Source organism: Streptomyces sp. NPDC047130, from assembly GCF_040643475.1.
Taxonomy (GTDB): domain Bacteria; phylum Actinomycetota; class Actinomycetes; order Streptomycetales; family Streptomycetaceae; genus Streptomyces.
In genome coordinates this window covers 414,335-433,728 of record NZ_JBEYUK010000002.1, presented here as the reverse complement: position 1 = coordinate 433,728, position 19,394 = coordinate 414,335, and the positions used below count along the sequence as shown (strand labels likewise).

Here is a 19,394-nt window from a genome sequence, read left to right as displayed (position 1 = left end):
TCATGCGGCGCCCGGTCCGGTCCGGCACGGCACCCGGCCTCGCGCGGCGCCCGGTCCGGAACGGCGCCCGGTCCGGCGACCGGGCGCCGCGCGGTGGGGCTACCAGTCGGTGTTGAACCTCAGCGCGGGGACCGCGTCGGCCGCCAGGGCGTGCGCCTGGTCGGGCCACCACGCGCCGGCCGCCGGGTCGACGATCCCGTACTCCGGGTCCTCGGGGCCCGCCGTGCCGCGGGTGCAGCTGCCGTCGGACTCGCCGGGGACCTTGATCCACAGGTAGGCGTCCAGCAGCGGCACACCGGTCCGGCTGGTGGGCCGGACACCGAGGCCGCGGCCGGGCGGGTTGCACCACTCCTGCGGGTCCGGGTAGGACACGGCCGGCGTCCACGGGCCCTTGCCGTTGCGGCTGGTGTCGATCACGAAGTGCGTCAGCTCGGCGTCGGCCGGCACGTGCGCGGCGTACCAGGCGTCCGCGTCGGCCGCGGGCCACCACTGGTTGGGGCAGTCGTCCGGCGCGGAGCCCTCGGTGTTCCGCAGGTACCAGACGCACTGCGAGACCTGCGTGCCGTAGCGGATCAGCTCGCCGTCGGTGCGGTAGTTGGAGACGTTGAGGAAGAAGCCCTGCGCCCGGGATATCCCGCCGTCGACGAGGAGCTGGGCCATCTCGCCCACGGCGTGCCAGGAGCTGTGGCCCGCGTCCAGGTAGACGATCGTGCCGGGCTGCTGTGCCAGCCGGTCGACGGCGTCGTTGATCTCCTGGAGCCGGGTGGTCTGCTGCTCGGCGGTGCCGCCGCAGAAGGCGGGGGAGAGGGCGAGCCCGTCGGGCTCCAGGAGGACCACGGTCCTCCGGTCGCCGATGCCCTTGGCCAGGGCGTCGACCCAGGCGGCGTACTCCGCGCTGTTGGACGCGCCGCCACCCGAGTACTGCGAGCAGTCGCGCCCCGGCACGTTGTAGGCGACGGTGACCGGGACCCGCTGCTGCGGCGCGGCCTTGGACTGCAGCAGGGCCATCGCGTCGGTCGTCTGCTTCAGGGTGGTGGAGCCGGTGAACCACTCCGCGACCGGGTACGACGCCATCGCGTCCATCAGCTTGGCGTTCGCCGTGTCACCCGCCCTGCGGTCGGTGACGGCCTGGGCGAAGGCCTTGCTGTTCCCCTCGATGTAGAACTTGGTGCCCGGGGCGAGGGTGCGCCCCGGTGACTCGGCGGCGGACGCGGTGCGTAAGTGGCCGGAGGACGGCTCGCCCTGCGCGGCCGACGGGGTGACGGACAGGCCTGCGAGCGCGGCCGCGGCGGCCGCGGCGGCGAGGAGGGACCGGGCCTTCGGAAGGGGACGCACGGATGGGCTCTCGCAATCGTGTGGGGGCGGGAAGAGAGGTGCCAGGGAGGTGGGAGCGCTCCCAGTGTCGTGCGCCCGCCATCCAAGCGAGAGCGGCGCGTCGGCGTCAAGAGAGCGGACAGGACCGGTTGGCCGCCCTCCGGCGCCTGCCCGGGCCCACGAACACCGCGGGCAGCAGGGGGAGTTCGCGACGGGTGGTCGCGAACTCCCCCGGGGGACGGCGGCCGTCAGCCGGCGGTGGGGGCGGGGGCGGGGGAGGTGGCGTCGGCGGGGACGGCGGCAGTGGCGGGGGCGGTGGCGCTCGTGCCCGTGTCCGTGCCCGCGGCGCCCGTGCCCGCGGCCGCGCGGACGGCGCGGGACCGGTCGTCGAACGCCTCCTCCGAGCGGTGCAGGAGGTCGAGGGTGAGCGCGGCCGTCCAGGAGAACTCCCGGGCGCCGCAGGCCTCGGTGGTGTACGGGTCGACGTACTCGGCGAAGTCCGAGGAGGCCGCCGCCTCGATCAGCGCGTCGCGCAGGCCGGCGGCGAGTCCGGTGCGGCCGTGCGTCCGCAGGCCGCGCTCCACCAGCCAGCCGACGTTGAACCAGGCCGGGCCGCGCCAGTACCGGTGCGGGTCGAAGCAGGCGCCGGTCAGGTCGTAGCTGGGCACCAGCCGGGTGGTGGTGCCGAGCCCGAACCGCGGACCGCGGAGCGTCTCCACCAGCGCGCCGGCGACCTCCTCGTCCAGGGTGGGCAGGATCAGCGGGATCAGCTGGGCGACGCCGTGCTCCTCGATCAGCTCGTCGACGAGGACGTCGCGGCAGAGGAAGGCGCCGTGCTCCCGGCTCCACAGCCGGTCGACCAGGGCCCGGGTGAGCCGTGCGGCCCGGACGTGACGGGCCGTGGCCCGGATGCCGAGCTCGGCCTCGATCAGGCCCAGGGAGTGCTCGGAGGCGATCAGCAGCGCGTTGAACGCCGGATCCTCCACGGCGAACTCGCCGCGGCCGTCGACGTAGCCGCGGTCCCGGTAGTCCATGGCCAGCTTGACGTACCGGCCGTAGTCGAGGTCGGTGGGCCGGTCCTCGGGGGCGCCGTGCGCGAGGTCCGCGCGGGTGAACGACCCGGCCGGGGCGGGCGTCACCCGGGAGAGCGGCGGGTCCCAGCAGGGGCTGTTGTCCATGCCCTGCTCCCAGGGGTGCACCACGCTCACCAGGCCGCCGCCGCCCAGGTCGCGGTGGCGCAGCAGGTAGTTGTGCCAGGACACCAGGTGCGGGTAGGCGCGGCGCAGGAAGCCGTTGGTCCGGGACAGGCCCGGGTCGGCCCGGTGCGTCAGCCACACGGCCAGCGCGTGCACCGGGGGCTGGACGATGCCCGAGGTCTGGACGACCGGCGGCGCGCCGGAGGGGCGCCCGTCCGTCCGGGAGCGCCAGAAGTCGGGGCTCGGGAAGTACGCGTCGTGCGGCACCGCGGGGTTGAAGACGATGTGCGGGATCCGGCCGTCGTCCCACTGCGCGGAGAAGAGCGTCAGCAGCTCCGTCTGGGCGCGCAGCGCGGAGAGGTGGCGCAGACCGATCGCGATGAACGCGGAGTCCCACGACCACTGGTGGGGGTAGAGCGAGCGGGACGGCACGGTGGACGCGCCCTGCCAGTTCTCGTCCAGGACCAGGCAGGCCCGGGCGTGCAGGGAGCCGGCGAGCGTGGCGGGGTCGTGGGCGATGCGGTCGTGGGCGACACCGGGAGCGGACGGGACCTCGGGCACGTCGGGGAGCGCGGGGACCACCAAGGGCTCCCCGGCCATGGAGGGCAGGACGTGGACGGGATCCGCAGGCTCCGCGGGCTGGTCCGCGGTCTCCGTCGGCCGGGCGTGGCCGCCGGCGTCGGTGGCGGCTGCTGGGGTGTCCACGGGGGTTCTCTCCAACGGGGTCACATGGAACGGCAGACGTGACGTGGACCACACATACCGTCAGGCCTGCCAAGAAGTACGTCTATTAAGCACGCGAAACCATCATGTAATCGGCATTTCACAAAAGACAAGGGACCGCGTGTTCCGCCCGTTGTCCCGAACGGCCCCCGGCGGTGGCGTCGCCGGGGCTGACCTGCGACGACCCGGTTCGGCCGGCCGGGCTGTGAGACGCGGCGCACTGCGCGGCGTGACCGCCCCTGCACGGGCGGACCGGGCGGGCGCGCGGGCGCTGCCCCGCCTCCGGGCCGGACGCGGGCGCGTGCGGGCCGCCCGTCGCCGAGATCTGTCCGGAACTGTTCGCCTCCGAGGCTCCGGGCGGGGCGCCGAGCGGGTTGTCGGAGTGAGGCGCCCGGCGACAGATGGGAAGGTGCCGCGCTCATGTGTGCAGGCAGCGCCCCATGCCCACCAGGCGTCCGGATGGTGACATCCACCCCCGCGCCGGGGCGTGATTCTCGCCACCCCTGATAGATCATCCGCTCAGATGAGCGAAATGGCGCTGGCTGCACTTCATCAAGCCGTGGCACTCGGTGCCATCGGATGATCGTTCATCGGTCAAATTCAGACGAGCTGCAACCCCGCTCATCTGAGCACCCTCCCCGCTCTCTTCGGGTGTGTCCGTTCAAGAGTTGAACACATAATGCCGGGAATGCTTGCCAAGTCTTGACTTGGCGATCAACCCGCCGACCCCCTTCGGGGGCCGGCGGCGCCAACTCCGACGTACCCGAACCCCCTGGATCTGGGTATGTTCCTCGGCGTCAGGGCAGTCATCGCGTCCTCGAGGAGTCGAGAACCGTGTTGGTAAACAAAGACCGCAGCGAGTCCCACCACTCCGGTGCGCGCGTTGAGAAGGTGAAGTTCGTCTACGACTTCACCGAGGGGAACAAGGACCTCAAGGACCTCCTCGGTGGCAAGGGTGCGAACCTCGCGGAGATGACCAATCTCGGTCTTCCGGTGCCTCCCGGCTTCACCATCACCACGGAGGCCTGCAAGGTCTACCTGGAGAGCGGCCGGGAGCCCGTGGCACTGCGTGACGAGGTGAGTGCGCACCTCGACGCCCTCGAGGACCGGATGGGCAAGAAGCTGGGCCAGGCCGACAACCCTCTCCTGGTCTCGGTCCGCTCCGGCGCCAAGTTCTCGATGCCGGGCATGATGGACACCGTCCTCAACATCGGTCTCTCCGACGCCTCCGTCGAGGGCCTCGCCCGCCAGGCCGGAAACGAGCGGTTCGCCTGGGACTCCTACCGCCGCCTCATCCAGATGTTCGGCAAGACGGTGCTCGGCGTGGAGGGCGACCTCTTCGAGGACGCCATCGACGACGCCAAGAAGGCCAAGGGCGTCACCGTCGACACCGACCTCGACGCGGACGACCTGAAGGCGCTCGTCGCCCGGTTCAAGGAGATTGTCCGGGCCGAGGCCGGCCGGGACTTCCCGCAGGACCCGCGCGAGCAGATGGACCTCGCCATCAAGGCGGTCTTCGACTCCTGGAACACCGACCGCGCCAAGCTCTACCGCCGCCAGGAGCGCATCCCCGGCGACCTGGGCACCGCGGTCAACGTCTGCTCCATGGTCTTCGGCAACCTCGGCGACGACTCCGGCACCGGCGTCGCGTTCACCCGCGACCCCGCCTCCGGCCACCAGGGCGTGTACGGCGACTACCTGCAGAACGCGCAGGGCGAGGACGTCGTGGCCGGCATCCGCAACACCGTGCCGCTCGCCGAGCTCGAGTCGATCGACAAGACGTCGTACGACCAGCTCATGGAGATCATGGAGACGCTGGAGAACCACTACCGCGATCTCTGCGACATCGAGTTCACCATCGAGCGCGGCAAGCTCTGGATGCTGCAGACCCGCGTCGGCAAGCGCACCGCCGGCGCCGCCTTCCGCATCGCCACGCAGCTCGTCGACCAGGGCCTGATCGACGAGGCCGAGGCGCTGCAGCGCGTCACCGGCGCGCAGCTCGCCCAGCTGATGTTCCCCCGCTTCGACACCGACGCCCGGGTGGAGCAGGCCGGCAAGGGCATCGCCGCCTCCCCGGGCGCGGCGGTCGGCAAGGCCGTCTTCTCGTCGAGGACCGCCGTCGAGTGGGCCGCCCGCGGCGAGAAGGTCATCCTGGTCCGCCGCGAGACCAACCCCGACGACCTCGACGGCATGATCGCCGCCGAGGGCATCCTGACCTCCCGCGGCGGCAAGACCTCGCACGCCGCCGTCGTCGCCCGGGGCATGGGCAAGACCTGCGTCTGCGGCGCCGAGGAACTCGAGGTCGACGTCAAGGCGCGGAAGATGACCGTGCCCGGCGGCGGCGTGGTCGCCGAGGGCGACGTGATCTCCATCGACGGCTCCAGCGGCAAGGTCTACCTCGGCGAGGTACCCGTCGTGCCGTCGCCGGTCGTCGAGTACTTCGAGGGCAAGGCCGACCCGGCCGCCGAGGACGCCGACGAGCTGGTCAAGGCCGTCCACCGGATCATGACCTTCGCCGACGGCCAGCGCCGCCTCAAGGTCCGCGCCAACGCCGACAACGCCGAGGACGCCGCCCGCGCCCGCCGCTTCGGCGCCCAGGGCATCGGCCTGTGCCGCACCGAGCACATGTTCCTCGGCGACCGCCGCGAGCTCGTCGAGCGGCTGATCCTGGCCGAGGACAAGCAGGAGCAGGAGGAGGCCCTCGCGCAGCTCCAGCCGCTGCAGAAGGGCGACTTCGTCGAGCTCTTCGAGGCGATGGACGGCCTCCCGGTCACCGTCCGCCTCATCGACCCGCCGCTGCACGAGTTCCTGCCCGACCTCACCGAGCTCTCGGTGCGGATCGCCGTCGCCGAGGCCAAGGGCGAGGACGTCTCCGACTCGCAGCGCCTGCTGCACTGCGTGCAGCGCCTGCACGAGCAGAACCCGATGCTGGGCCTGCGCGGCGTGCGCCTCGGCCTGGTCATCCCCGGCCTGTTCATCATGCAGGTCCGCGCCATCGCGGAGGCCGCGGCCGAGCGCAGGGCGGCCGGCGGCGACCCGCACGCGGAGATCATGATCCCGCTGGTCGGCACCGTCCAGGAGCTGGAGATCGTCCGCGAGGAGGCCGAGCAGGTCATCCGCGAGGTCCAGGCGGCCTCCGGCGCCGAGCTCGACATCGCCATCGGCACCATGATCGAGCTGCCCCGCGCCGCGGTGACGGCCGGCCAGATCGCCGAGACCGCGGAGTTCTTCTCCTTCGGCACCAACGACCTGACCCAGACCACCTGGGGCTTCAGCCGCGACGACGTCGAGGCCTCCTTCTTCTCCCAGTACCTGGAGAAGGGCATCTTCGGCGTCAGCCCGTTCGAGACCATCGACCGCGACGGCGTGGGCGAGCTGGTCCGCACCGGCGTCGAGCGCGGCCGGGCCACCCGCCCCGACATCAAGCTCGGCGTCTGCGGCGAGCACGGCGGCGACCCGGACTCGGTCCACTTCTTCCACGAGGTCGGCCTCGACTACGTCTCCTGCTCGCCGTTCCGGATCCCGGTGGCGCGCCTGGAGGCGGGTCGCGCCGCCACGGAGTCCGAGGGCAGCGACTTCCGCTGACCCCCGGTCACTCCGGTTCGGCTCCCGGTGCGGCGGGGATGTGCCCCCGCCGGACCGGTCCCGCCGCGGGGCCGGAGCCGGTCACGTTCCGTGACCCTCATCCGGCCGGCGCCACCACGGCCCCGGGCGACCCACGGAGGCGGCACCCCATGTGCGGGGGTGCCGCCTCTTCCCTTTGCGCGCGGCTGCCTGTGCGGCTTCCCGGCGCGGGTGCGGCGCTCGGCGGGCCCGCGCGCCGACGGCGGCGCCCTACGGCTTGCGTCCGACGGCTCCGTACGAGTCGACGTGCGGGGCCGGGGCTCCCGGCTCGGGGCGCCACCGGGTGCAGGGGACGACCCCGGGGTCGACGAGCTCCAGGCCGTCGAAGAGCGAGGCGAACACCTCGGGGCTGCGGAGACGGTACTGGACCGCGCCCCGGTCGTTGTGCTCCTCCTGGGCGGCGCGGAGCACCTCGTCGGTGTCGGTGCCGTCGCAGATGAGGACGTGGCTGCCGGAGGGGAGCGGGGCGAGGAGGCGGCGGACCAGGTCGCGGGCCAGGTCGTCGTCCATGACGTGGCCCAGGATGCCGCTGAGGACGACCGCGACGGGCTTGTCGAAGTCGAGGGTCCGGCGTGCCGCGTCCAGTACGGCCTCGGGGGCGTGCAGGTCGGCGTGCAGGTAGTCGGTGGCGCCCTCGGGGGTGCCGACGAGCAGGGCCCGGGCGTGGGTGAGGACGAGCGGGTCGTTGTCCACGTAGACGATGCGGCACTCGGGAGCCACCCGCTGGGCGAGTTCGTGGGTGTTGTCGACGGTGGGCAGGCCGGTGCCGACGTCGAGGAACTGGCGGATGCCGGCGTCCGCGGCGAGGTAGGTGACACCGCGGCGCAGGAAGGAGCGGAAGGAACGGGCGTTCTCGGCGATCTGCGGGAACGCCGCCCGGAACTGCTCGGCGGCCTGCTGGTCCACCGGGTAGTTGTCCTTGCCGCCCAGCCAGTAGTTCCACATCCGGGCCGAATGCGGCACCGAGGTGTTGATCTCCGGTACCGACCCGCTGGAGGTGAAGGTGTCGGCCATGCGCTGTTCTCCTGTCCCGCGAACGATCTCCTGTCAACGCGCATGGTAGGCACGTGACTTGGGGTTCATCAGGGGAAACGGCCCGTTGTCCGTGCGAGTTCCGGGGGCCCGGAACCGCCGTGCGGTTCCGGGCCCCGGGGCTTCGCGGGCGGGCGGGGCCGGGGGCCGGGTCAGGCGCGGAAGGGGCCCGTGACCTCGTAGGTGATGCCGCCGGAGGAGGAGCCGCTGGTGCCGCGCTGGCTGGAGAAGTAGAGGCGGCGGCCGTCGGGGGAGAAGGCCGGGCCGGTGATCTCCGAGCCGGACTGGCCCCCGATCCGCAGGAACGGCGCGACCACCCCCTGCGGGGTGATCACGCAGATCTCCATGTTCCCGCCGTCCTCCGCGACGTACAGGTCGCCCGAGGCGGTGCCGGTGACGTTGTCCACGCCGGTCAGCGGGGCGGTCCCGGAGGTGACCAGCGAGTCGTCGTAGGCCAGCGAGACGGTCGACGCCGCCGCGTCGTAGGCCCACACCCGGTTGTCGCCCTTGGTGGTGAACCAGCACGTGCCGTTCGCATAGTAGCAGCCCTCGCCGCCGTTGAAGCGCTTGGTGCCGGAGACCTGGTTGCGGGTGGCCGTCGCGCCGGACGGGTCCGGCACCCGGGCCCAGGTGACCGAGCCGCTGGTCGCGGAGGACCCGATCATGACCTCCAGGGTGCCGGAGGACAGGTCGCCCCAGGTCGTCGGACGGAAGCGGTAGAACGCGCCGTCGCTGACGTCCTCCGTCAGGTAGATCACCCGGCGGTCCGGGTCGCAGGCGGCGGCCTCGTGCTTGAAGCGCCCCATCGCGTCCCGCCGCACCGCCGCCTTCACGCCCCACGGGTCCGTCTCGTACACGTACCCGCGGTCCACCTCCTCGCAGGACAGCCAGGTGTTCCACGGCGTCCTGCCGCCCGCGCAGTTGACGTTGGTGTTGGAGAGGATGCGGTACGCGTCCGTCACGGCGCCCGAGGAGTCGAACCTCACCGCGCCCGCGCCGCCCGTGGAGCTGATCTCCGAGTTGGAGACGTAGATCCAGCCCGCGCCGTCCGCGTAGCAGGCGCCGCCGTCGGGGGCGTCGTGCCAGGTGTAGGCGGTGCCGGGGACCTTCTGCCGCGAGCGGGCGATCACCCGGCTGGTGAAGCCGGAGGGCAGCCGGATCCCGTTCGCGTCCGCGGAGCCGAGGGCGCCGTACGGGCCGGTGCCGGGCTGTGCGGGGGCGGCGTAGGCCGCGCCGCGCCACAGGGTCCCGCCGAACGCGGCGGCGGTGCCGCCGAGAACGGCGGCGCGCAGGAGGTTGCGACGTTCCACGTTCACTCCAGGGGTGAGGGGTACGCTGCCCGGCCGCCGGACGGCGGCGGGGGTGTTCTGCCTCGTGCCGCAGGGGAGCGTAGGAGCCGGCACCGCCCCCGAGCCCCAACATGTCGTGAACACCTCATGTACGGCCCGTGGCGCGCGCCCCCCGCGCCACCCGCGCCCCCGGCGGGGCCCGGTCGCGCCCGGCCTGGGTGAGCGAGGGCGACGTGCTCACCGAGATTCCGGTGGTCGCGCGCTCTTGTCCCCCGTCGGGTGAATCGATATCGGATCAGGTGGTCAGAACGGTATCGTTTTCGGTATGGCTCGTACTGTGATCGATCTGGACGACGACATCGTCACCGAGGCCATGCGCCTCTACGGGACGAAGACCAAGGCGGCGGCAGTACGCGCGGCGATGGAGGAGGCCGTGAAGTACCGGCTGCGGCAGGAGTTCTTCGACGCCCTCGACCGGGGCGACATCGACCTCACCCACGACAGCCGCGACGCCGCCGGAGCGGCGGGGAAGGCCGAGCGGGGCGCCGCATGACACCCCGGTTCCTCATCGACAAGTCCGCGCTGGCCAGGTACGGCAGGCCTGCCGTACGCGCGACCGTGAAGCCCCTGCACGAACGGGGGTTGCTGGCCGTCTGCGGGGCGGTCGAGATGGAGGTCCTGTACTCGGCGCGCAATGCCGCCGAGGCGACCCGCCTGCGCACCTGGCTGCGGGGCTTCGACCTGCTCAGCACGCCCGACGAGGTCTGGGAGCGCGCCCTGGAGGTGCAGGGGACCGCGGTCACCCAGGGCCACCACAGGGCCCTGTCCATGGCGGACCTGTTGATCGCCGCCGTGGCCGAACGGCACGGTGCCGTCGTGCTGCACTACGACGGCGACTACGACACGATCGCCAAGATCACCGGTCAGCCCGTCGAGTGGGCCGCGGCTCCGGGCACCGCCGACTGAGGGCGGCGCGGCGCGCGGTTCCGGTGGGGACGGGGTCGGTGGGGGCTCACGCGTACGGTGGGGCTCATGCGTACGGTGGGGGTGCCGGAACCGGAACCGGCGCCTGTGCCTGTGCCTGTGCCTGTGCCGGAAGTGAAGCCGGAGCCGGAGCCGGAGCCGGAGCCGGAGCCGTTCGAGCGTGAGAGGGCGCCCGCCGATGACCCGTTGGACCGCGTCGCAGATCCCCGACCAGGGCGGCCGTGTCGCCGTCGTGACCGGAGCCAACGGAGGGCTCGGGCTGGTCACCGCGCTGGAACTGGCGCGGAGCGGGGCCGAGGTGGTGCTCGCCTGCCGGGACGTGGCCAAGGGGGAGGAGGCCACCGGGTGGATCCGCGCCGAGGTCCCCGCCGCGCGGGTGGAGGTGGCCCGCCTGGACCTGGCCGACCTCTCCTCGGTCCGCGCGTTCGCCGACGCCCTGCCGCACGACCGGCTCGACCTGCTGGTCAACAACGCCGGCGTCATGGCGCTGCCCCACCGCACCACCGCCGACGGCTTCGAGACGCAGTTCGGCGTCAACCACCTCGGCCACTTCGCCCTCACCGGCCTGCTGCTGCCGCGGCTGCTGGCGACGCCGGGCGCCCGCGTCGTCACCGTCTCCAGTTTCCTGCACGCGCTGGCCAACCTGGACATCCACGACCTCAACAGCGAGCGCGGCTACCGGCGGTGGGTCGCCTACGCGCGCTCCAAGACCGCCAACCTGCTCTTCACCCACGAGCTGGCCCGCCGCCTCGCCGCGGCCGGCTCCGACGTGGTCGCCGCGGCCGCCCACCCCGGCTACTCCGCCACCAACCTCACCGCCGCCGGTCCCGCCATGGAGGGCCGGCACACCCTGCGGCGGCTGCTGCGCCTCGCCGACCGCGCCGTCGCCCAGTCCGCCGAGGCGGGCGCCCTCCCCACCCTGTACGCCGCCACCGCCCCCGGCGTCCGCCCCGACTCCTTCACCGGCCCGTCCTTCCTCATGTGGCGCGGCGCCCCCGCCCCGTCCTGGCGCGCCCCGTGGACCCTCGACGACCGCGCCTCGGCCCGGCTGTGGCAGGAGTCGGAGCGGCTGACGGGGGTCTCCTACGGAGCCCTCGCGCCCTGAGCCCGGCGTGACGGAACGCCGACCGGATCGCCGACCGGATCGCGGACCGGATCGCGGACCGGAGCGTGATCGGCGGCGAAGGGCGGTACGGGAGAAGGCGGGCGCGCGGCTGTCCTTGGGCGCGCGCCCGCCCGGCTCGGGGCCGCCGTGGTCACGCCACGCGGACCTCGAAGGTCGCGATGCGGACCGCGTCGTCGTCGAGGCACTGCCCCGTGGCGAGGTCGAAGCGCTGCTTCAGCAGGGGGGAGGCCACGAAGGGGTGGCCGCCGCGGCTGCCGAGCAGGCCGCGGGAGAGGACGGCCGCGCCGGTGAACGGGTCGCGGTTGTCGACGGCGTGGAGGCGGCCCGCGCGGTCCAGGAAGACGGCGGCCTGGCGGCCGTCGGGGAGCAGGGCGGCGACGCCCCGGCCGGGGACCAGGCGGTCCACGGCGCAGACGGGCAGCCAGTCCTCGCCGGCCTTGAGCTGGACGACCGTGCTGACAAGGGTGGCGGTGGGCGCTACGGCGGTGGTCATCGGGATGCGGTCCCTTCCATCTCTCGGATGCCGATCTGGAGCAGCGGCAGGTCGGGCTTGATCTGCCCGCGCTCGGGGACGAACGCGACCATCGGGTCGGGGGTCTCGGGGGCGTTGACGAACGAGACGAAGCGCTCCAGCTTCTCGGGGTCCTCCAGCACGGCCGCCCACTCGTCGCGGTAGTGCGCCACGTGCGCGGCCATCAGCCGCTCCAGCTCGTCGCAGATGCCGAGCGAGTCGTGGACGACCACGTCGCGGACGTGGTCCAGGCCGCCGGGGATCCGGTCCAGCCACACCGACGTCCGCTCCAGGCGGTCGGCGGTGCGGATGTAGAACATCAGGAACCGGTCGATCAGGCGGACCAGTTCCGCGTCCGAGAGGTCCTGGGCGAGCAGGTCGGCGTGGCGCGGGGTGGCGCCGCCGTTGCCGCCGACGTACAGGTTCCAGCCGTTGGAGGTGGCGATGACGCCGAAGTCCTTGGACTGCGCCTCCGCGCACTCCCGGGCGCAGCCGGAGACCGCGGACTTCAGTTTGTGCGGGGAGCGCAGGCCCCGGTAGCGCAGCTCCAGGTCGATGGCCATGCGGACCGAGTCCTGCACGCCGTAGCGGCACCAGGTGGAGCCGACGCACGACTTCACCGTCCGCAGCGACTTGCCGTAGGCGTGCCCGGACTCGAAGCCGGCCTCCACCAACCGCGCCCAGATCCGCGGCAGTTGCTCGACACGGGCGCCGAACATGTCGATCCGCTGGCCGCCGGTGATCTTCGTGTAGAGGCCGAAGTCGCGGGCGATCTCGCCGATCACGATCAGCTTCTCCGGGGCGATCTCGCCGCCGGGGATGCGGGGGACGACCGAGTACGAGCCGTTCTTCTGCAGGTTGGCCAGGAAGTGGTCGTTGGTGTCCTGCAGCGCCGCCTGCTCGCCGTCCAGGACATGGCCGTCGGCGCCGATCGCGGGCGCCAGGGTGGCCAGCATGTTGGCGACGGACGGCTTGCAGATCTCGCAGCCGTCGCCGCCGCGGGCCTCCTCGCGGCCGTGGCGGTCCAGCAGGTCGCGGTAGGAGGTGACGCGCAGCGCCAGGACGATCTCGTACAGCTCCTCGCGGGTCTGCGCGAAGCAGCCGCACAGGCCCTTGTCGACCTCGACGCCGCTCGCCTCCAGCTCCGCCTCGACGAGCTGGCCCAGCACCTTCACGCAGGACCCGCAGCCGGTGCCGGCCTTGGTGCACTTCTTCACCTCGGGCACCGTCACGCACCGGTGGTCGGTGACCGCGCCGCGGATCGTGCCCTTGGTGACGTTGTGGCAGGAGCAGACGACCGCCTCGTCGGGCAGCGCGGAGGGGCCGAGCTGCGCGCCGCCGCCCGCCGCGCCGGCCGGCAGGACCAGGCTCTCCGGGGAGACCGGCGGGACCGAGCCGGTGAGCGCGCGCAGGGTGCCGTACGCCTCGGCGTCGCCGACCAGGATGCCGCCCAGCAGGGTGCCGTCCCGGCCGATGACCAGCTTCTTGTAGAGACCCGACCGGGAGTCGGAGTACACGACGTCCAGGCAGCCCTCGGCGGCGCCGTGCGCGTCGCCGAAGGAGGCCACGTCCACGCCGAGCAGCTTCAGCTTGGTGGACAGGTCGGCGCCGGTGAACTCGGCGGAGGCGTCCTCGGCGATCACCGCGGCGGCGGTCTGCGCCATCTCGTAGCCGGGGGCGACCAGCCCGTAGACCCGGCCGTCGGCGGCCAGCGCGCACTCGCCGATGGCGAAGACGCGGTCGTCGGAGACCGTCCGGCAGTTCGCGTCGACGGCGATGCCGCCGCGTTCGCCGACCTGGAGGCCGCAGTCGCGGGCGAGCTGGTCACGGGGGCGGACACCGGCGGAGAACACCACCAGGTCGACGGCGAGTTCCCGGCCGTTGGACAGCTTCATGCCGGTGACCGCGCCGTCCTCGCCGGTCAGCACCTCCTGGGTGCCGGCGCCGGTGTGGACGGTCAGGCCCATGTCCTCGATGGTGCGCAGCAGGGCCGCGCCACCGCCGTCGTCCACCTGCACCGGCATCAGCCGCGGCGCGAACTCCACGATGTGGGCGTCGAGTCCGAGCCCCTTGAGGGCGCCCGCCGCCTCCAGGCCCAGCAGGCCGCCGCCGACCACCGCGCCGGTGGTGGCCCGCGCCTTCGCCCACTCCTCGATGGCCAGCAGGTCCTCGATGGTGCGGTAGACGAAGCAGCCGTCCGCGTCCTTGCCGGGGACCGGCGGGACGAAGGGGTAGGAGCCGGTGGCCAGGACGAGCGTGTCGTAGGAGACGGTCAGGCCCGAGCGGGCGGTGACCGTGCGGGCCGCGCGGTCGATCGACTCCGCCGGGTCGCCCAGGCGCAGCTCGATGCCGTGCTTCTCGATGAACTCCAGGTCGGTCATGGAGAGTTCGTCGGGCGTGGTGCCGGAGAAGTACGAGGTGAGGTGGACCCGGTCGTAGGCGGGGCGGGGCTCCTCGCAGAGGACGACCACCCGGTGCGTGGCGGTCAGCCCGCGCTCGGCCAGCGCCTCCAGGAAGCGCTGCCCGACCATGCCGTGGCCGACGAGGACGATGGTGGAAGCGGCCGCGGAGGGGATCGCGGCGGAGTCCGTGGTGGGCATGGGCATCAGGAGCCTCCGTCGTTGGTGAGCAGGTGGAGCAGGGGAGAGCCGGCCGAGGGCAGCGGCTCCGCTCCCTCCCAGGCGCGGGCCAGCGCGCCGACCGTGCCGAGTTCGCCGACCAGCACGCCGCCCACCAGCCGGTCCTCACGGACCACGACCTTGCGGTAGGTGCCGCGGGTGGCGTCGGCGAGCTGGATCACGTCGTCCCCCGGGAGCGGGGTGGGTTCGCCGAACGCGGCGAGGTCGAAGGGGCTGTCGGAGAAGAGGGTCAGCCGGGTGAGGGCGCGGGTGCCGGTGTAGCGGGCGCCGGTGTCGCCGGCCAGGGACCGGGCGAGGACCTCCGCCTGCTCCAGCGCGGGCGTCGCCAGCCCGTACACCTGGCCGTCGTGCTCGGCGCAGTCGCCGACGGCCCGGACGTGCGGGTCGCTCGTGCGCAGCTCGTCGTCGACGAGGACGCCCTTGCGGACCTCCAGCCCGGCGCCCTGGGCCAGGCCGGTACGGGGGCGGACCCCGCAGGCCAGGACCACCACGTCGGCGTCCAGGGCGTACCCGTCGGCCATCTCCACCGACCGGACCGCCCCCTGCACCACGCGGATGTCGCGCACCCGCAGCTCGGTGTGGACCTCGACGCCCAGCCCTTCCAGGTGCCGCCGCACCAGCGCCGACGCGGCGGGGTCGAGCTGCCGCTCCATCAGCCGCTCCGACTGCTGGGCCAGCACCACCTGCGCCCCGCGCTCGGCCAGCGCCCGGGCCGCCGAGACGCCCAGCAGCCCGCCGCCCACCACCACCGCGCGGGTGCCGGGGCGGACCGCCGCCGACAGGCCCAGGCAGTCGTCCATGGTGCGGAACGCGTGCACGCCGCGCGGAAGTTGGTGGTCGCCGACGGCGAACAGGCCCCGCAGCGGCGGCAGTACCGGGTTGGAGCCGGTGGCCAGCACGAGGCTGCCGTACTCCAGCACCTGGCCGTCGTCGCAGTACACGCGCCGCGCGTCCCGGTCGATCTTCACCACCCGGGCGCGGACCAGGCCGGCCGGCGCGGGCAGCTCGATCACCTCCGGCGCGTACCGTCCGGCCAGCACCTCGGCGAGCAGCACCCTGTTGTACGGCCGGTGCTCCTCCTCGCCGACCAGCACCGCCGGCACGCCCAGCTCACCGAGCCGGCGGGCGAGGCGGACCCCCGCGGGACCGGCCCCGATCACCACCACACGCTGTTGCGACGTCATACCCGGAAGCGTGCGGCGCGGGTGTTACCCGACCGCATCCCTCCCGTTTCCCGCGAGGAACGCTGCCCTCAGCGGGCACCGGACCGCGGTGTGAGGGGACGGCGCCCGCACGGGGCGGGCGGGACGGGCGGGCAGGGCGGGGCGGGCGTCCGGAAAAGGGTTGGACGCGGTGTCGCGCGGGCCGTTAGTTTGCGAGCGGCCGTGACATCGCAGGAGGAGGTGGGACCCGTGAACGCTGTTCCGAGGTGGGTGCTCCCTCCTTCCGTCACGGTGCGCGACTGACCCGGGTGTCCGACCCGGGCGCCGTCGGGAGCGCCGCTTCGACCAGGCACTCCTGAAAGGCGAACACCTATGGACACTGTGACGATCACGCGCGTCTCGGAGACCGCGTGGGAAGCCGTCGCCGACGACCGGGCCGTGGGCCGGGGCGACGTCCTCCGGCGGCCCGACGGCCGGCTCTTCCTCAGCATCGACGCGTGGCAGGACGCCGCCTTCGACGCTCTCGCCGCCGAGATGCCGGCCCACCTGCCCGCACCGCTCCACACCCTGGTCGGTGAGGACGAGCACGAGGCGACGGCGCGCTGGAAGCGGCACGGATTCGCCGTCGTGCGCCGGGAGTCGGCGTACGACCTGCCCACCGACCCGCGCGAGACCGGGCTCGACGCGGCACGGCTGCCGGCGGGGGTGACCGTGCTGCCCGCCGGTGAGGCGGACGAGACGCTGCTGCGGGCCCTGGACCGCGCCGTACGGGACGAGTTCGAGGCCACCGCCGGCCGACGGGTCCTGCCGACCGAGCTGGTGTGCGGCCCGGACGGGGACACGCTGGTGGACCCGTCGGCGTACGCGGTGGCCGTCCGTGACGGCGACGGCGAGTACGCCGGACTGGCCCGCGTCACGCGGGTCCGCCGCCGGGCGCGGGTCGGGCTGGTCGCCGTCCGGGCCGACCGGCGACGGCACGGCATCGGACGGGCGCTGCTGGCCCACGCGCTGGACGCGCTGCACCGGGACGGCGTCGCGGCCGCGTGGGCGGAGGTCGACGACTCCCACGCCGCCGCGATCGCCCTGATCGAGGGCGCCGGCGGACGCCGGGCCGGCGGCCACCTGGAGCTGGCGCGCGGCTGAGCGCCGCCCCGGCCCCACCTGTCATGAGGAACGCACCGGAGGCGGCCGTCCGGCTCCGGCACACCGACACGAGGAAAAGGAAACCTTGGCGAGAAGAGCGAACGGCCTGGAGATGGAAGGCACCGTCACCGAGTGCCTGCGCGACGCGACCTTCAAGGTCGAGCTGCAGAACGGGCACCACGTGCTGGCCCACATCAGCGGCAAGATCCGGAAGAACCACATCCGGATCCTCCCGTTCGACCGCGTGCTCGTGGAGCTCAGCCCCTACGACCTGACCCGGGGCCGGATCCTCTACCGGTACCGGAACTGACGAGCGCCTGACCGTGAGCGCCCGGAGGGGTGCGCCCGGGGAGTTCCGGACGCACCCCTCCGGGGATGCACCGCGTGCACTACAGGTCCTCGCCCCGCCGCACGAGGGCCAGGTCGGTCGGGTCGGCGGTGAAGATGTCCTCGATCGCCACCCCGAAAACCGCCGCCAGACGCATCGCGACCTTCAGCGTCGGTTCGTACCGCCCGTTCTCCAGCGACACCACCGTCTGACGCGACACGTTGATCCGGTCCGCCAGCTCGGCCTGACTCCAGCGGCGCTCCGCGCGCAGCACCGGCAGACGGTTGGCGATCACCCCTCCTCACCGCCGGGACGGCCCCAGGCGAACGTGATCATCCACACCAGGCCGGCCGCGGCGGCCGGCACGGCCGCCGTCACCCTCGGAAGACCGGCGAAGGCTTCCAGCAACGCGTACCCGAAGCCCGCCACCACGACCACCAGGACCGTCACCATCGACGCCCGCGCCGCGTCCTGACGCTCCACGCCTTCGGTGTCCCCGCGCAACAACGCCCTCACCGTGACACCCACCAGCAGCACCAGCCCGGCGATCGCCAGGATCGCCGGCACCCATCCCGCCCACGACGGCAACGCGTCCCGCGCGTGCAGCACGCCTGCCGCGACCGCCCCGGCGAAGAACGTCACCGCTCCCGACGCCAGCAGGACCCACTCCCGCACACTGAAATTCGTCATGCCCGAAAACGTAAAGCACGCTTGTCCATATGACAAGCGTGCTTGTCTGTCTTCAGGGTCGTTCGGGCCTAGTCTGTCCGCATGGACGAGCGGGAAGTTCTTGTCGGCGGGGTGAACGAGGTCGTCCGGGAGGGCGGTGTCGTCCGCCGGCCGGCCGGAGCCTGGAGTCCGACGGTCCAGCGGCTGCTCGCCCACCTGCGGGACGCGGGGTTCACGGGTGCGCCGCGCCCGCACGGCCTCGGGGACGACGGCGCGACGGAGCTCGTCGAGTTCCTGCCCGGGGAGGTCGGCCACGACTTCGGCGCGCCGCAGGTCCGCGGCGAGGCCTCGCTGGTCGCCATGGGGCGCCTGCTCCGCGCCTTCCACGACGCCTCCGCGACCTTCCCCCGGCTCCCGGACGACGTCTGGCACCTCCCGCCGCGCGAACCGGCCGAGGTGATCTGCCACGGTGACGCGGCCACGTACAACACGGTGTTCGCCGGCGGCCTGCCCGTCGCCCTGATCGACTTCGACACCGCCCACCCCGCCCCGCGGGTGTGGGACGCGGCCTACACGGCCTACCGCTTCGTCCCCCTCTACGCCCCCGACGAGGCGGCCCTCACCCTGCCCGTGCCCGAGGCGCTCCGGCGGCTGGGGGTGTTCGCCGACGCGTACGGCCTGTCGGAAGGGGACCGGGCCGCGCTGCCCGCGGTCGCGGCGGAGCGGCTGCGGGCGCTGGTGGAGTACATGCGCGCCCACGCGGCGCAGGGGCATCCGGCGTTCGCCCGCCATGTCGCCGAGGGGCACGACCGCAGGTACCTGACCGACGCCGCGTGGATCGAGGAGCACTTCCGCGGGAGGCTGTGACCTCCCCGGCCGGTGGGGGTCGCGCCGGGCCGGGTGGTGCCGGGGGCCGGACGGTGCCGGGCCGGGTGGTGCCTGGGGGCCGGACGGTGCCGGGCCGGAGGGTGCCGGGGGCCGGACGGTGCCGGGCCGGAGGGTGCCGTGGGGCTCAGACCCGCTCGAGCGGGCGGTGCGGCTCCGGCGGGAGGGTGACCGTGATGGTGTCGCCGGGGCGGACCACGCCACCGGCGCGGACCACGCCCATGATCCCCGCCTTGCGGATCACCTCGCCGTTCTCGTCGCGGCCGATGACCTGCCGCAGCAGCCCGCGCTGGAAGTTGTCGATCTGCAGGCACGGGTTGCGCAGGCCGGTCACCTCGACGACGGCCTCCTCGCCGAGCCGGAGCAGCGTGCCGACGGGCAACTTCAGGAGGTCCACGCCGCGCGTGGTGACGTTCTCCCCGAGCTCGCCCGGCGCGACCACGTAACCGGCCGAGACGACCTCGTCGAAGAGCTCTTCGTGGATGAGGTGCACCTGCCGCAGGTTCGGCTGGGTCGGGTCCTGCGCCACGCGCGACCGGTGCTTCACGGTCGTGCCCGCGTGTACGTCCCCCTCGACCCCCAGCCCGGCGAGCAGCGTGATGCTCTCCCGGTTCGGCTTGGTGAAGCTGTACTCCTCGTTGCGGCTGACCGCCACGACCGTCGCGTCCACGGCACATCCCCTCGGCTGGTGTCGGGCAGGATCTTACGGGGCCTCCCGCCGCCCCGAACCGGCCGGTGCGCACCTCGCGCGCCCGGCCTCCGGAGAGA

General features: G+C 73.3%; 17 protein-coding genes. 7 read left to right on the top strand and 10 right to left on the bottom strand.

Annotated elements, in window-relative coordinates:
• Window positions 1-99: 99 nt before the first annotated feature.
• Both ABZ836_RS04495 and ABZ836_RS04490 read right to left on the bottom strand, forming a co-directional pair.
• Window positions 100-1,335, bottom strand: a complete 1,236-nt coding sequence (locus ABZ836_RS04495; protein ID WP_356131381.1) for a glycoside hydrolase family 6 protein — start codon at window positions 1,333-1,335, stop codon at window positions 100-102.
• A gap of 227 nt (window positions 1,336-1,562) precedes the next feature.
• On the bottom strand, window positions 1,563-3,110 hold the full coding sequence (locus ABZ836_RS04490; protein WP_361139366.1) for a hypothetical protein: 1,548 nt from the start codon (window positions 3,108-3,110) through the stop codon (window positions 1,563-1,565).
• A 1,014-nt stretch (window positions 3,111-4,124) separates the two neighbouring features.
• Between ABZ836_RS04490 and ppdK the strand changes: the two genes are divergently transcribed.
• Window positions 4,125-6,818 carry a pyruvate, phosphate dikinase gene (gene ppdK / locus ABZ836_RS04485; protein ID WP_361139363.1) on the top strand — a complete coding sequence of 898 codons (2,694 nt, stop codon included), beginning with the start codon at window positions 4,125-4,127 and terminating at the stop codon, window positions 6,816-6,818.
• 249 nt (window positions 6,819-7,067) lie between these two features.
• Here ppdK and ABZ836_RS04480 read toward each other — a convergent pair whose 3' ends face one another.
• Both ABZ836_RS04480 and ABZ836_RS04475 read right to left on the bottom strand, forming a co-directional pair.
• Entirely contained in the window at window positions 7,068-7,871 is an 804-nt protein-coding gene (locus ABZ836_RS04480; protein WP_361139140.1) for an SAM-dependent methyltransferase, read from the bottom strand.
• Between the two features lie 170 nt (window positions 7,872-8,041).
• Entirely contained in the window at window positions 8,042-9,199 is a 1,158-nt protein-coding gene (locus ABZ836_RS04475; RefSeq protein WP_361139137.1) for an alkaline phosphatase PhoX, read from the bottom strand.
• 304 nt (window positions 9,200-9,503) lie between these two features.
• Between ABZ836_RS04475 and ABZ836_RS04470 the strand changes: the two genes are divergently transcribed.
• From ABZ836_RS04470 to ABZ836_RS04460, 3 genes are all read left to right on the top strand, one after another.
• Entirely contained in the window at window positions 9,504-9,731 is a 228-nt protein-coding gene (locus tag ABZ836_RS04470) for a type II toxin-antitoxin system VapB family antitoxin (protein ID WP_356131372.1), read from the top strand.
• Window positions 9,728-10,144 carry a PIN domain nuclease gene (locus ABZ836_RS04465; protein WP_356131370.1) on the top strand — a complete coding sequence of 139 codons (417 nt, stop codon included), beginning with the start codon at window positions 9,728-9,730 and terminating at the stop codon, window positions 10,142-10,144. The genes ABZ836_RS04470 and ABZ836_RS04465 overlap by 4 nt, the downstream gene beginning before the upstream one ends.
• A 196-nt stretch (window positions 10,145-10,340) precedes the next feature.
• Window positions 10,341-11,267 carry an oxidoreductase gene (locus tag ABZ836_RS04460; protein ID WP_361139132.1) on the top strand — a complete coding sequence of 309 codons (927 nt, stop codon included), beginning with the start codon at window positions 10,341-10,343 and terminating at the stop codon, window positions 11,265-11,267.
• A gap of 151 nt (window positions 11,268-11,418) precedes the next feature.
• Here the strand turns inward: ABZ836_RS04460 and nirD are convergent, their stop codons facing one another.
• The 3 genes from nirD to ABZ836_RS04445 are packed head-to-tail and all read right to left on the bottom strand — an operon-like array spanning window position 11,419 to window position 15,622.
• A complete protein-coding gene (gene nirD, locus ABZ836_RS04455; RefSeq protein ID WP_356131366.1) occupies window positions 11,419-11,781 on the bottom strand; it encodes a nitrite reductase small subunit NirD in 363 nt (120 codons plus the stop codon).
• The gene (gene nirB, locus ABZ836_RS04450; protein WP_361139129.1) at window positions 11,778-14,405 is read right to left on the bottom strand and encodes a nitrite reductase large subunit NirB; all 2,628 of its coding nucleotides are present in this window, start codon (window positions 14,403-14,405) and stop codon (window positions 11,778-11,780) included. The genes nirD and nirB overlap by 4 nt, the downstream gene beginning before the upstream one ends.
• Window positions 14,405-15,622, bottom strand: coding sequence for an FAD-dependent oxidoreductase (locus ABZ836_RS04445; RefSeq protein ID WP_356131362.1), 1,218 nt, complete (start codon window positions 15,620-15,622; stop codon window positions 14,405-14,407). Before ABZ836_RS04445 ends, nirB begins: the two co-directional genes overlap by 1 nt.
• Before the next feature lie 351 nt (window positions 15,623-15,973).
• Here ABZ836_RS04445 and ABZ836_RS04440 point away from each other — a divergent pair, with 351 nt between their 5' ends.
• Both ABZ836_RS04440 and infA read left to right on the top strand, forming a co-directional pair.
• Window positions 15,974-16,744 (top strand): GNAT family N-acetyltransferase, encoded by a 771-nt coding sequence (locus ABZ836_RS04440; RefSeq protein ID WP_356131360.1) that lies wholly within the window; start codon window positions 15,974-15,976, stop codon window positions 16,742-16,744.
• Window positions 16,745-16,829: 85 nt separating this feature from the next.
• Entirely contained in the window at window positions 16,830-17,054 is a 225-nt protein-coding gene (gene infA / locus ABZ836_RS04435; RefSeq protein WP_356131359.1) for a translation initiation factor IF-1, read from the top strand.
• A gap of 79 nt (window positions 17,055-17,133) precedes the next feature.
• Here infA and ABZ836_RS04430 read toward each other — a convergent pair whose 3' ends face one another.
• Entirely contained in the window at window positions 17,134-17,367 is a 234-nt protein-coding gene (locus tag ABZ836_RS04430) for a helix-turn-helix transcriptional regulator (RefSeq protein ID WP_356131357.1), read from the bottom strand.
• On the bottom strand, window positions 17,364-17,762 hold the full coding sequence (locus tag ABZ836_RS04425) for a hypothetical protein (protein ID WP_361139124.1): 399 nt from the start codon (window positions 17,760-17,762) through the stop codon (window positions 17,364-17,366). Before ABZ836_RS04425 ends, ABZ836_RS04430 begins: the two co-directional genes overlap by 4 nt.
• Window positions 17,763-17,843: 81 nt before the next feature.
• Here ABZ836_RS04425 and ABZ836_RS04420 point away from each other — a divergent pair, with 81 nt between their 5' ends.
• Window positions 17,844-18,608, top strand: a complete 765-nt coding sequence (locus ABZ836_RS04420) for a phosphotransferase (RefSeq protein ID WP_361139121.1) — start codon at window positions 17,844-17,846, stop codon at window positions 18,606-18,608.
• A gap of 145 nt (window positions 18,609-18,753) precedes the next feature.
• Here ABZ836_RS04420 and ABZ836_RS04415 read toward each other — a convergent pair whose 3' ends face one another.
• Window positions 18,754-19,296 carry an MOSC domain-containing protein gene (locus tag ABZ836_RS04415; protein WP_356131351.1) on the bottom strand — a complete coding sequence of 181 codons (543 nt, stop codon included), beginning with the start codon at window positions 19,294-19,296 and terminating at the stop codon, window positions 18,754-18,756.
• Window positions 19,297-19,394 lie beyond the last annotated feature (98 nt).

Excerpts from the sequence above, each read along its gene's own strand:
- ABZ836_RS04465 (WP_356131370.1), top strand. The coding sequence starts at position 9,728 with ATGACACCCCGGTTCCTCATCGACAAGTCCGCGCTGGCCAGGTACGGC.
- nirD (WP_356131366.1), bottom strand. The coding sequence starts at position 11,781 with ATGACCACCGCCGTAGCGCCCACCGCCACCCTTGTCAGCACGGTCGTC.
- ABZ836_RS04445 (WP_356131362.1), bottom strand. The coding sequence starts at position 15,622 with ATGACGTCGCAACAGCGTGTGGTGGTGATCGGGGCCGGTCCCGCGGGG.
- ABZ836_RS04420 (WP_361139121.1), top strand. The coding sequence starts at position 17,844 with ATGGACGAGCGGGAAGTTCTTGTCGGCGGGGTGAACGAGGTCGTCCGG.
- ABZ836_RS04480 (WP_361139140.1), bottom strand. The coding sequence starts at position 7,871 with ATGGCCGACACCTTCACCTCCAGCGGGTCGGTACCGGAGATCAACACC.
- ABZ836_RS04490 (WP_361139366.1), bottom strand. The coding sequence starts at position 3,110 with ATGGCCGGGGAGCCCTTGGTGGTCCCCGCGCTCCCCGACGTGCCCGAG.
- ABZ836_RS04440 (WP_356131360.1), top strand. The coding sequence starts at position 15,974 with ATGGACACTGTGACGATCACGCGCGTCTCGGAGACCGCGTGGGAAGCC.
- nirB (WP_361139129.1), bottom strand. The coding sequence starts at position 14,405 with ATGCCCATGCCCACCACGGACTCCGCCGCGATCCCCTCCGCGGCCGCT.
- ABZ836_RS04460 (WP_361139132.1), top strand. The coding sequence starts at position 10,341 with ATGACCCGTTGGACCGCGTCGCAGATCCCCGACCAGGGCGGCCGTGTC.
- ABZ836_RS04425 (WP_361139124.1), bottom strand. The coding sequence starts at position 17,762 with ATGACGAATTTCAGTGTGCGGGAGTGGGTCCTGCTGGCGTCGGGAGCG.
- ABZ836_RS04470 (WP_356131372.1), top strand. The coding sequence starts at position 9,504 with ATGGCTCGTACTGTGATCGATCTGGACGACGACATCGTCACCGAGGCC.